This window comes from Pseudoalteromonas sp. 120-MNA-CIBAN-0494, assembly GCF_040308885.1.
GTDB lineage: Bacteria > Pseudomonadota > Gammaproteobacteria > Enterobacterales > Alteromonadaceae > Pseudoalteromonas > Pseudoalteromonas nigrifaciens.
The window spans coordinates 1-11,969 of the sequence record NZ_JBEOOE010000056.1 but is presented as its reverse complement, the minus strand read 5'-3'; the positions used below and the strand labels follow the sequence as shown (position 1 = coordinate 11,969).

Annotated in this window: 8 protein-coding genes, 1 tRNA gene and 1 pseudogene; 3 read left to right on the top strand and 7 right to left on the bottom strand. The window is 38.8% G+C overall.

The window, feature by feature from the left end; all coding sequences use genetic code 11:
- Positions 1-84: 84 nt before the first annotated feature.
- Both AAEY55_RS17545 and AAEY55_RS17540 read right to left on the bottom strand, forming a co-directional pair.
- Positions 85-384: pseudogene (locus AAEY55_RS17545) on the bottom strand (integrase); the annotation flags it as partial.
- 180 nt (positions 385-564) lie between these two features.
- Positions 565-2,295, bottom strand: a complete 1,731-nt coding sequence (locus AAEY55_RS17540; protein WP_089367992.1) for an LA2681 family HEPN domain-containing protein — start codon at positions 2,293-2,295, stop codon at positions 565-567.
- Between the two features lie 554 nt (positions 2,296-2,849).
- Between AAEY55_RS17540 and AAEY55_RS17535 the strand changes: the two genes are divergently transcribed.
- Positions 2,850-3,446 (top strand): HD-GYP domain-containing protein, encoded by a 597-nt coding sequence (locus AAEY55_RS17535; protein WP_004589546.1) that lies wholly within the window; start codon positions 2,850-2,852, stop codon positions 3,444-3,446.
- A gap of 467 nt (positions 3,447-3,913) precedes the next feature.
- The gene (locus AAEY55_RS17530; RefSeq protein WP_089367987.1) at positions 3,914-5,821 is read left to right on the top strand and encodes an aminotransferase class V-fold PLP-dependent enzyme; all 1,908 of its coding nucleotides are present in this window, start codon (positions 3,914-3,916) and stop codon (positions 5,819-5,821) included.
- Positions 5,822-6,053: 232 nt separating this feature from the next.
- Here AAEY55_RS17530 and fbaA read toward each other — a convergent pair whose 3' ends face one another.
- Together fbaA and AAEY55_RS17520 are read right to left on the bottom strand one after the other, a co-directional pair.
- Positions 6,054-7,136, bottom strand: a complete 1,083-nt coding sequence (gene fbaA, locus AAEY55_RS17525) for a class II fructose-bisphosphate aldolase (protein ID WP_011327779.1) — start codon at positions 7,134-7,136, stop codon at positions 6,054-6,056.
- A 66-nt stretch (positions 7,137-7,202) separates the two neighbouring features.
- Positions 7,203-7,337, bottom strand: a complete 135-nt coding sequence (locus tag AAEY55_RS17520; protein ID WP_011327778.1) for a hypothetical protein — start codon at positions 7,335-7,337, stop codon at positions 7,203-7,205.
- 562 nt (positions 7,338-7,899) lie between these two features.
- Between AAEY55_RS17520 and gloA the strand changes: the two genes are divergently transcribed.
- The gene (gene gloA, locus AAEY55_RS17515) at positions 7,900-8,301 is read left to right on the top strand and encodes a lactoylglutathione lyase (protein ID WP_011327777.1); all 402 of its coding nucleotides are present in this window, start codon (positions 7,900-7,902) and stop codon (positions 8,299-8,301) included.
- A gap of 54 nt (positions 8,302-8,355) precedes the next feature.
- Here gloA and AAEY55_RS17510 read toward each other — a convergent pair whose 3' ends face one another.
- The 3 genes from AAEY55_RS17510 to AAEY55_RS17500 all read right to left on the bottom strand — a co-directional run bounded on the left by AAEY55_RS17510 (position 8,356) and on the right by AAEY55_RS17500 (position 11,968).
- The gene (locus AAEY55_RS17510; RefSeq protein WP_089367986.1) at positions 8,356-8,622 is read right to left on the bottom strand and encodes a DksA/TraR family C4-type zinc finger protein; all 267 of its coding nucleotides are present in this window, start codon (positions 8,620-8,622) and stop codon (positions 8,356-8,358) included.
- A 124-nt stretch (positions 8,623-8,746) separates the two neighbouring features.
- Complete coding sequence (locus AAEY55_RS17505; protein WP_011327775.1) at positions 8,747-11,614, bottom strand: pitrilysin family protein; 2,868 nt, start codon at positions 11,612-11,614, stop codon at positions 8,747-8,749.
- 284 nt (positions 11,615-11,898) lie between these two features.
- Positions 11,899-11,968, bottom strand: a tRNA-Glu gene (locus AAEY55_RS17500).
- Position 11,969 lies beyond the last annotated feature (1 nt).

Here is an 11,969-nt window from a genome sequence, read left to right as displayed (position 1 = left end):
TACCTCAGGTTAATATGCTGAGTAAATTATGCATAGGTAGCATTAATATTGGTATGTGGGTTTAATTGCGCGCTTACATTTAACTTCTTGAATCCAATGGATAATACTTTGTTGTGTTCTCGGAGTTATCTCAAATTGAACTTCGATCCCAGTTTTCTTCTGCGTTAATTGAACCCTTTCAAATACTTGATCGAGAGTAGTGACGTCTCGAACTTTTAAAGAGAGTAAGTCACATGATCTTAGCTTGCTATCTATAGCCAAATTAAGTAAAGCTAATTGCATCAAGTTATTTTGAATTTCAATTCGAGTGCGAATACGCCAAATCTCTTCAAGCTTGAAAGGACGTTTCACACTAGTAGCATTGTGATTTAGTTCTGGTTTCATAGTGACCTCCTATTTAAAAGTCACTATGAGGATAGTGGATGTATTACTGATTAGGATTTGGGCAAAAGTGGCTTAGGATAAGTTGTGAAAAAAAGCTCACATGTGTCTACTGAGTCGATGGCGATTCAAGAAATGATTCAGCCATACTTTCCTAAAAAAATATTTATAGGATACAATGCTCTACTTCAAAGGTACTTCGATAGGCATCATCACTGCACCATTATCTGGCTTATTTTTCTCTTCTACATGAATTGCTAGTGAAAGGTACATAATCGAATTTCGAGCGAGCTTTATCAGCGTCATGAGCCTTGATTCAAATTCGCTCTCTTTTATCAGCACAGAATGACTTGAAAGCTTTTGGTGCTCATAAATTTTTGACTGTGCTTGACGCAAACCTTCATCAAGTAATTTTTTTTTGGTCTCTAGTTCGGCTTTAAGAGTTATATTATGAGCCTTTTTCGCCGAAGCAATTTCACCATACAGCTCTTGAAGTTGTTCTTCAAAGTCACCTATATCACCATTAAGCTTTTCAAGCTGTGATTGCTTAAAAGCTTTACCTGATTGAGTTAGGGTATAACCAAAATCATCAACAATCTTTAAAGAACGATGCTCTATAGCATTTCTAATTTCAGAAAACGCCTTTGCATCAGGATCAAGCCACCGACTGACAGAAGTCGAATCTTTCACATCTCGAATGTCTTTCAGGATGTAGAATAAGGCATGGATAAAGCAATTCTGACTGTCTTTAAGCTTACTGTGTGGTTTCCAGCTCTTACTTCCTTTCAGCTCACTAAAAATACTGTCAAAGCTGATTTTATGATCATACTTGATATCATTCAGATCAAAAAAGCGATTGATAAAGTAAGCAATTTTATCAAATAGCGAGTAAAGCGTTCTGAACGCGCTTTTATAATGACTAGCTTTTAGGTTGGTAATGGAGTGTGACATATCATCAACGTGAGGATATGTTTTGTTGAAGAAATGTGTATGGTCACTAGGTATGTTTCTAGCCGAAAAAATTAGATAACGCGCATAGCAAAAATCGTTCTTTAATTCATCGAAGTTTCCATGATACATAAGCTCTTCATGCATCGATAAAACGAAGTTTATTTGTTGAGAAAAAGAGGGGAGAGTCATAATGTCTTGATAGACAATTTCAGATACGCAAACGTCATTTAAATCATTTATAAAAAGCCTGTTATCTCCACACCACTTTAAATATTCCCCCTGCTTTCTTGTCTCAACTTCCTCTTCAAATGACTCAAAATAGTCAAAATCTTCTGGTTTAAAAGTATCTTCAAACCATGCTTTAAAATTCATAAAATTGCTGTTTTCTGAATAAGCAATTATTTGCTCAGGATGGAGCTGCTCAAGGCTTTCAAGACCTAAATTTATGAGTAGGTATGCAGTAAAGTAGTGGTAGTGCTTATGACTAGGATCGTAAACATTACTCGCAAGAAAAAGCTCGTTGTTTGCTTTAGATATTATAGAGACAGGATTTTGTATGCAATTAAAGGCATTATCCCATAATGGAATACAGCAGAAAGCACGACCTTGAGAACTTAGATTATTGCCTAAATTGGTTTCAATGCAGCTTTGCAGAAAAAGTTCTTCATCAGTTGGAAAGTTGATTTGTCGTATGACGTATAGAGCTTTTCTGAAAAATATAACGGATTTACTTAGTTCATCAGAAAACCAATCTAGTTTATGGTAACTAAAAATCGCTGCTGAACAATTACCCAATATATAGTAAAAACGAGCTTCATCAACGAGATTTTCAAACTTATAATCAACGCCTAACAACGGTTCTAAGAACGTTTTAATCTTTTCATGATCATTACCTATCAAAAACTCATCAGCCTTCATTGACAGCACTTCAAGAGCAGTTGAATTCAAGACATTTTCTGACATACATATAGCGCGCCGTTAAATTAATTTCACATCATAGTAACGCATTGAGAATTTATATTCATTTTATAACCATAAGTCAAATATGCTAATGGTCTTAACTAACTCAAACTGTGATGCTCACTATGTCAGTAGCTTGGGGGTTGCGCAATATTATGCTATTCCAACCCTGTTCAATCCTTACTGACATTACGAAAAGTAAGTCAAGTGACGATTTGGCTAAGCTAGTTCTCAATCGCTCGCAACTCACTTTGGGGCAGAAACGAGTTAATCATGAATGACTGCTCATGGCACTTAGCCAAACTTCGGCAAAGAGCGATAACCGGTCATTGAGGATGGCTAAATTTAGGGCTAATTAATAGATAAAGTTGTGTCGTTTATTCATATAGTCAAGCAAACGAGCAACGCGTATATCCTACATTTAAATTTATTTAAAATCTTGAAATACCCTCGGTTATTTGTTGGAATGTGGATAGATGAGCTTGAAGTCAGCAAAAATATGCGTGATGAGCGCACTATTAAATTGTTAGGCGTTGCTGAACAAGGAGAGATATTCAATGGCTTTTGCCCTCGCACCAGATCAAGAAAATGCTTACCCATCACTCATTACGGCATTGTGCGCGCGCGATGCGTATACTAGAGGCCATTGTGACCGCGTCTGTGCGCTTGCGTTGGAAGTGGGGCGTGCGGCCGATTTGAGTGCCCCCTCATTAGATGACTTGCGTATTGCCAGTCAATTACACGACGTGGGTAAGATTGGAGTTCGTGATACTGTTCTCTCGAAGCCTGGAAAGCTCACACCTGATGAAAGAGAAGAGATAAAGGCTCACTCGGTTATCGGTGAGAGAATAATTAGTGAGACATTCCTGACAAACAGAGACGAGGTCGCGTCTATTGTCAGACATCATCATGAAGCATTTGATGGAAGCGGATACCCAGACGGACTGGCTGGTGCCGATATTCCCCTGAGTAGTCGAATACTTTCGATCATTGATGCGTATGATGCACTGACGACTAGCAGGCCATACCGCATGGCTAAATCGCACCTTGAAACTATGAATATCTTGAAGCATGAAGTGGACACGAAGTTTGATCCAAATATTTTTTTGTTGTTTACAAAAGTCATAAAGGCCAGTTCGGCACGTGCCTCGTAAACGCTCGTTCCTAGAATACGGTGAACGCTGCCTAAAAAGTCTCTGCAGATGACATTTGATCCGCCACCCACTTTTTTGCTAACGCAAAAGCAGGCGTTGTCTCAAATGCACCTGAGCTCAGGCGTTGCTAATGTCTGCAAATGGCACAAAGCACGCATTCGTCATAACTCATTTTTGTCCAAAAACGAGTTTACTCGACCGTCTGCTTCTCGCTCATAGCTGTAAGTCAGATATGAGCTACTTCAACTCAATAATTAATGCGCATTCCAGTATTACTTTTTGTTTTTTAAAGTAGGTGGCTGACTTTGGCACCTTTGATTTTTCATACCTTGCAAGTCAATTTAAATAAAATCTATTTATTCGTGATTTTGCGTAATTATTGGCGCATTTTCAAAGTATTAATTTCACAAGTATCAATCCTTTAGTTATGCTACTAAACATTATGAAATTTTATTGCGAAAACGCCTATGTTACCTTTACTTCGTATCTTGTTAATTGAGCAAGACCCTATCATCTTGCAAGAGCTTTCAACGAATCTGTCGAAAACGATCCCTAACTTTGAGCGAAATGATGTTCATATCGACATAATTGAATGTCTTGATTTAAAGCAAGCGTTGGAATATGTAGAGGAAGATGGCGATATTCAAGCCGTGGTTCTCAGTTGGGATGTACACAACAAGGGTGAGAGAACTTATAGTCGCTTTATCGAGCAGTTAAAGGGGATCCGTATCGAGTTGCCTGTGTATGTTATTGGCGACGACACGAAAGGATTAGAGATAGTTAACGAGTCGGAGGAAATTGAGTCTTTCTTTTTTAAAGATGAGGTAATTTCTGACCCGGAAGCGATTTTAGGCTATATGATCAACGACTTCGATGATCGAGGAGAAACCCCATTCTGGACGGCATATCGTCGTTATGTTGGCGAAGCAAACGATTCATGGCACACACCTGGCCATAGTGGCGGCTCTAGCTTTAGAAACTCTCCCTACATCAAAGATTTTTATCAGTTTTATGGCCGTAATGTATTTGTTGGCGACCTGTCGGTTTCAGTCGATTCGCTAGGTTCATTGTCAGACAGTACCAATACCATTGGCCGTGCTCAAGAATCAGCCGCGGCGACGTTTGAAGTTAAGCATACCTATTTCGTCACGAACGGTTCATCTACCTCAAATAAAATCATTTTGCAGACACTGCTGCGCAAGGGCGATAAAGTAATCATCGACCGAAATTGTCATAAATCGGTGCACTATGGCATATTGCAATCAGCTAGTTTTCCTATTTATTTGTCGAGTATTTTAAATCCTAAATATGGGATTTTCGCGCCACCCTCGTTGGCCGATATAAAGCAGGCGATCGAGCAAAATACCGATGCAAAATTGCTGGTTCTTACTGGTTGCACTTACGATGGCTTACTGAGCGATTTGAAACAAGTGGTAGCGTTTGCCCATCAACATGGTATTAAAGTGTTTATCGACGAAGCGTGGTTTGCTTACTCCCTTTTTCATCCCAGCTTACGCTATTATTCTGCCATTCATGCTGGAGCCGACTATATCACCCATTCTGCGCATAAAGTGGTATCGGCGTTTTCTCAGGCGTCTTACATTCATATTAACGATCCAGATTTTGATGCCGATTTCTTTCGAGAAATTTACAGTATTTACGCCAGCACATCGCCAAAGTATCAGCTTATAGCGTCGCTTGACGTGTGCCAAAAGCAGTTAGAAATGGAAGGCTATAAGCTGCTCAATGCCTTGCTAAAACATGTGGAAGAATTTAAACAACAAATGGCCTCGCTCAACCATATTAAAGTGCTTGGTAAGCAAGACTTTATGGAAATATTTCCGCATTTTAGCGGAGACAATATGGGCCATGATCCACTAAAAATTCTCATCGATATTAGTCAATTGCCTTATTCGTTAAAAGATATTCATAAATTCCTGCTGGATGAAATTGGGCTAGAAATAGAAAAATACACTCACAGTACTATCTTGGTTTTACTGACGCTTGGAGGTACGCGTTCGAAGATCATTCGTCTGTACAATGCATTAAAAAAACTCGACAGCGGTAAGGTAAAACTGTCAACATCGACGCGTCGCTCCCGCTTGCCGGAGAATTTACCTGCCATCGACCTAGCGTGTATTCCAAGCGATGCTTTTTATGGCGAGCGCGAATCTGTGCCTATTAGCAAAAGCAACAACCGCATTTGTGCCGGTTTAGTTACGCCATATCCACCGGGCATCCCACTGTTGGTTCCGGGGCAGCATATAACTGAAGATCATATAGAGTATCTGAAAGAGTTAGCGGGACAAGGATTGACGATTCAAGGAAGCTTCGATGGCGAGATCTATGTTCTTAAAGGCAAGGTTAAGAAGTAAAGCGTCTTTTGGTCATAGTCTTTTTACTGAGCAGCTGTGTCGCTAGGCATTGCTGCTGTATAAAGCGTTATTGAGTTAATTTTTGAATTACTATTTTAATGTTTAGCTGTATTTTATTTAACGAATAAATAGCTTAGCCATAGAAAACGGTGTTATTAGTATTAAAAGGCTCAACAGATCTGTTGAGCCTAACATAACGAGTAACTTACCTTAGCTTACTAACAAGCTATTTTTATGAGCTGTACCGATTTACACAATTTAAATCGTTAAAACATTGCTCTAGTCTTGCGGCCATATGCTGCTCTGTATGACGAAGCCATACGCGAGGATCATAGTATTTTTTATTAGGCTTGTCGTCCCCTTCTGGGTTACCAATTTGCCCTTGTAAATACGCTTGTTTGTCTTGGTAATAGTTTAAAATACCGTTCCAACACGCCCACTGCGTATCTGTATCGATATTCATTTTTACTACGCCGTATGTTAACGACTCTGCAATTTTATCGTACTCAGAGCCACTACCGCCATGAAACACAAAATTGATTGCGTTATGCTCTAAGCCAAATTGTTTTGCTACATAGGCCTGTGAGTCTTTTAATATAGTAGGAGTAAGCACAACATTACCCGGTTTATATACCCCATGAACATTGCCAAATGACGCCGCTATAATAAAGTTTGGACTAATACGACTTAAGCGCTCGTAAGCGTAAGCTACATCTTCTGGCTGGGTATAAAGCGCAGAACTATCGAGATGTGAGTTATCCACCCCGTCTTCTTCACCACCGGTACATCCTAGTTCAATTTCTAGGGTCATGCCTATTTTTGCCATGCGCGCTAAGTAACGTTCACATATTTCAATATTTTCTTCTAAAGATTCTTCTGAAAGATCGATCATGTGCGAACTAAAAAGCGGCTTGCCAGTAAGTGCAAAATGCTGCTCGCCTTCATCTAATAAACCATCAATCCAAGGTAATAATTTTTTTGAAGCATGATCGGTATGTAGCATAACCGCTACACCATAATGCTTAGCAACAGAGTGAACATACTTAGCAGCACTAACCGCGCCAAGTACAGCCCCTTGGTGTTCAGGTAGCGACAAGCCCTTACCACAAAAAAACTGCGCTCCACCATTTGAAAGTTGAATGATAACCGGTGACTTCATTGTTTGCGCGGCTTCAAGAGTTGCATTTATAGACGAGGTACTAACAACGTTAACTGCAGGTAATGCATATTGATTTGTTCGGGCATGCTTATATACCGCACTTACTTCATCGCCAACTATAACGCCAGGTTGAATAGTTGTAGCTAAATAATTCATTATAGGTTCCTTACTGTTTTAAAGCTTTTATACAAGCATCTGTAATTGCTCGCCAGTTTTGTTGCTCTACTCACCCTTTTTAGCAACGCCTGTTACGGCAAAAACTAACAGAGCAAAAAATACAGCCGATAAAAAATCAATACCATCACACAAAGATGGCGGAAAATGTTTTTGCTCATCAAAGCCGTATTTTAACGCCATAATATCACGGTATTAAAAACACCGGGCAATACTGGCACATTACAGTTAACAAGTTTGCTGAGTGATTTTGGTTACGTAGCAGTTGTACCTATTAAATCGGTACCCACTGCACATACTTGCTCTAGTATAGCTGTATTTATGACTGTACCTGTACCTACTTTACGCTTCGGCTGGTGTTTTTATTGCTTTTAATACCTCAACTAAGCTTGCGCCTTAGTAGAAACAGAGCAATTAGATTGCTGCACGCTAAATAAATCCCATAGTGAAATTGTTTAAGAGGTTGTGCAACCTAGATGTATTGCAAATCTATATGAAAACCATAGAATGTGCATCAAGACTTACTACTGTTATATTTTCTGGCCTGCGCTGAATACACAATTATATTTTGAGTCTCAAATTGCAGTGTTTTACTCTGTGTATGGCCAAAGTAGCTGCTAAGCAAACATGCGATATATTATAAAAATGAGTTTTAGCTTACTTTTATAATAAGCGCTATTTTGCGCAGTCTTCGTCATGTTGTAACAGTATTTTTTAAATTTAAAGACAATCCAAGGGTGCTTAAATGCGTTTATTACACACTATGTTACGTGTTGCTGATTTAGAAAAATCAATCGAATTTTATACCAAAGTACTTGGGATGAAAGAGTTACGCCGTGCAGATAACGAAGAATATCGTTATACCTTAGCCTTTGTTGGTTACGGAGACGAAAAAGACAATACGGTATTAGAGCTAACCTATAACTGGGATCAAGACAGTTACGACTTAGGCAATGCTTATGGCCATATAGCCATTGAATTTGATGATATTTACAAAACATGTGCTGATATTAAAGCTGCCGGTGGCAATGTTAGTCGTGAACCTGGGCCTGTAAAAGGTGGTACTACTGAAATTGCTTTTGTAAAAGACCCTGATGGCTATGCAATTGAGCTTATTCAGAAAAAAGAAGATATGAGTCGTTTTTAAATTTGTATTAAAGCAAGTAGGTTTAAATTAAAAAGGTGCTTTTAGCACCTTTTTTTAGCGCAATTGACTGTCTTTACTGCCTCGGCGATTAAAAGCCCCCACTGTTGCGCTCTTGCCTTCAATTGCTTGCTGGCATGCAACACAATAACGAACACCGGGTAACGCCAATCTACGCGCTTGAGGGATCGCAGCATCACATTCTTCGCACAACTCAGCACTTGAGCCTGAAGCCAAATTACTGCGAGCGTACTGAACAGCATCGTTAACACTTGCGTCTATTTGATCTTGAACTGCACCTTCTCGTGCCCATCCACTTGCCATATATAACCTCCTAATGAGTTGGACGTTTATACTTATAATAGCTATTAACAGCTTTATTGGCACTGAATAGAACAAAAAAGCCGCTTGTAGCGGCTTTTTGTTTTTAATCGATTAATTTTAACAGTTATAAACTGTAATCAATCACCTGCATGCCTAACTTTTCAAGCTCAGGGCGCAAGGTTTTGGCATCACCAACAACTAAATAAATCATCTCTTTAGTGTTTAAATGTTTTTTAGCTAAGGCGTTAACTTCTTCTTTGCTAATATTACTAACAATTTCATTTCTTTCTTTTACAAAGCTAGGTTTTAAATCAAACTCTAATATTTGTGCTAAAAAGCCAAGTTTTGCATTAGGTGTTTCGTATTTAAGCGCATCTTTTTGGTTAATAGCTTTGCGCATAAACATAAGCTCTTGGTCTGTTACACCATTTTGAGCGTAGTTATTAAGCTCGTTGGTAAACTCTGTAATAGACGCAGCAGTAGAATCTGCTCTCACCGCTGCAGAGGCTGTAAAGCCACCTGATGTTTTATCACCCCAAAAATGAGAGCGAGCACCATAAGTGTAGCCTTTATCTTCGCGTAAATTTAGATTGATACGGCTGTTAAACGTGCCACCCAATGCAAAGTTCATTAAGTTAGCTTTAAAAAACTCACCGGTAATATCTTCAACCATGCCACGCTTACCAATACGAATTTCTGATTGCGGTGCGCCAGGCTTATCAACTAAATAAATTACATTTGTTTGTACTTTTGGCTCAGCAAAATTTAAATCAACGCTTGAAGCTTTGCCCTGCCAGTTTGTAAGGGCAGCTTTAATTTTAGGTTCAATTGTTGATTCTTTTAAATCAGAAACAATAATAACTTGGGCACCCTGCGGTTTAAAGTTTGCATTATAAAAAGCTTTAACATCATCGAGCGTAATGGCTTCTATACTTTCAACAGTACCGCTACTTGGTAGTGAAGCTATGTTATTTCCGTATAGTAATTTGCTATACGTATTAGAGGCTAAATAACCTGCATCTTTCATTGAATGTTGGATGTTTTGAATGCTTTGCTTTTTATTACGCTCAAAGTCATCTGCATTAAATGCCGGTTTAAATAACTTTTCTTCTACAAGCTTTAATGTTGCATCTAGATTTTTAGTTAAGCTAGAAACATATACATTTGTATGTGTTTTATCAGCGTATATGCTTACTTGACTACCCAACTTTTCAAGCGCGTTACTCATTTGCTCTGTGGTGTAGTTTTGCGTAGCCTCACTCATTAGCGATGCAGTCATTGACGATAAACCCACTTTACTCGCTTGTTCATTATACAAGCCACCCGGAACTTTAATAAAAATAGCAGTCGTTGGCGTTTCGGTGCTTTGAGTACCTAATATTTTAATACCGTTTGCAGTATTAGCTTGCCAAAGTGCAGGAACATCCACAGCAGGATTTGCACCGGCCTCTGGATGAACACTTCGATCAAATGTATCAACTGCTCTTCGTGCCACTAAATCATCAGCTGAAGTGGTCGATGGCCCTCCAAAATCATGCGCTTTAGGAGTAAAGTTGTCTGGGGCAGCTATAAGTTGAGTCTGCCCTTCTGGCACAACACTCATAATAACGGCAGATTTACCTTTGATATATTGATTAAAAACACGCATAACATCAGCTTTTGTAACTTTGTTATAACGTGCAATCTCATCTTTAGCTGAGTTTGGGTTACCTGTAAACGTTTCTGACGCGGCAAGTTGAGAGACTTTTCCTGATACGCTTTGCAGACCAAAAATTGCACCCGATTCTATTTTAGCTTTTACTTTATCTAAATCATCTTGTGTAACACCACGCTCTTCAAATTCAACAAATGAATCACGAATAATTTTTTCCATATCAGCTAACGTTTTTCCTGCTGTAGGATTAGGTAAAGCATAAAGACTAATTGAGCATGCTAACTCTTGGCATGGATGGTTTGCACTTGCTTGAACTGCAAGCTGGTTTTTAACTAGGTTTTTGTATAGTAATGAATTGTTCCCCCCACCTAATATTTCTGCAAGTATATCCAGCGGTGCTTCATCTTCAGAGCGAGCGTAAGTCGTTGGAAAACTCATACTTAATAAAGGTAAGTGAACCTTATCTTCCATTGAAATATATCTATCAGCATTTAGTGTTACCGCTGTTTTTTCTACTTTAGGTATTGCAGGGCCTTTTGGAATTGGCGCAAAGTATTTAGTAACCAGTGGTAGTATTTCATTAGCGTTGATGTCGCCACCAATGGTAAGCGTTGCATTATTAGGGCCATACCACTTTAAAAAGAATGCTTTTAAGTCATTCACATTTACACGGTTAAGGTCATCCATAAAACCAATTACAGGCCAAGAATACGGATGCCCATCTGGATACATTGCTTGAGCAACACGCTCACCTAAACGACCATAAGGGCGATTATCAACGCGTTGGCCGCGCTCATTTTTTACTGTTTCGCGTTGTACTTCAAATTTTTCTTGGGTTACAGCATCTAGTAAAAAGCCCATTCGATCAGCTTCTAGCCACAACATTTTTTCTAATTGATTTACAGGTACGGTTTCAAAATAATTTGTTCTATCTGAGTTAGTTGTACCATTTAAAGTACCGCCTGCTTCAGAGATTATTTTAAAATGTTCCTCATCAGCAACGTTTTCTGAGCCTTGAAACATCATATGCTCAAAAAAGTGAGCAAAGCCTGACTTACCCAACTCTTCGCGAGCAGAACCAACGTGGTATGTTACATCAACGTGTACTAAGGGATCTGAATGATCCTCATGCACAATTACAGTTAAACCGTTATCTAGTTTATATTTTTTATACGGTATGTTGATTTCACCTGCGTTTGATTTCACTGATTCAATAAGTGTAACGCCTGGGATTGATGCTTCTGTAATAATCTTTTTATCAACAGCTTGAGTTGAGCTATTACATGCAGCTAACCCTGATGCAAGTAAAACAGCAAGTGCGATTTTTGTGAGTTTCATTTTTTAGTCCATATTTAAATTAACTCAATGAGTTTAAAGACTAATTAAAAGTACAACAAGGAATATGAAACAATTGTAAGATTGGTTTTGTAACGAAGTGTAAATAGATAGATATAAAAATGAAGTGTGAAATGAGGGTATAAATTTGTAGTTTTATTCTTATAACACTGCACTAGCTTATTAAATAAATTAAGCGGCATTTACAAGATATAATTGTTCTTGATAACGTCATGAATAGAACGTCTGGTATCACACTGCTTTATACAATACTTAAAATAAGTAAGTGGCGTCCCCAAGGGGATTCGAACCCCTGTTACCGCCGTGAAAGGGCGGTGTCCTAGGCCTCTAGACGATG

Excerpts from the sequence above, each read along its gene's own strand:
- AAEY55_RS17540 (WP_089367992.1), bottom strand. The coding sequence starts at position 2,295 with ATGTCAGAAAATGTCTTGAATTCAACTGCTCTTGAAGTGCTGTCAATG.
- AAEY55_RS17535 (WP_004589546.1), top strand. The coding sequence starts at position 2,850 with ATGGCTTTTGCCCTCGCACCAGATCAAGAAAATGCTTACCCATCACTC.
- AAEY55_RS17530 (WP_089367987.1), top strand. The coding sequence starts at position 3,914 with ATGTTACCTTTACTTCGTATCTTGTTAATTGAGCAAGACCCTATCATC.
- fbaA (WP_011327779.1), bottom strand. The coding sequence starts at position 7,136 with ATGAATTATTTAGCTACAACTATTCAACCTGGCGTTATAGTTGGCGAT.
- AAEY55_RS17520 (WP_011327778.1), bottom strand. The coding sequence starts at position 7,337 with ATGGCGTTAAAATACGGCTTTGATGAGCAAAAACATTTTCCGCCATCT.
- gloA (WP_011327777.1), top strand. The coding sequence starts at position 7,900 with ATGCGTTTATTACACACTATGTTACGTGTTGCTGATTTAGAAAAATCA.
- AAEY55_RS17510 (WP_089367986.1), bottom strand. The coding sequence starts at position 8,622 with ATGGCAAGTGGATGGGCACGAGAAGGTGCAGTTCAAGATCAAATAGAC.
- AAEY55_RS17505 (WP_011327775.1), bottom strand. The coding sequence starts at position 11,614 with ATGAAACTCACAAAAATCGCACTTGCTGTTTTACTTGCATCAGGGTTA.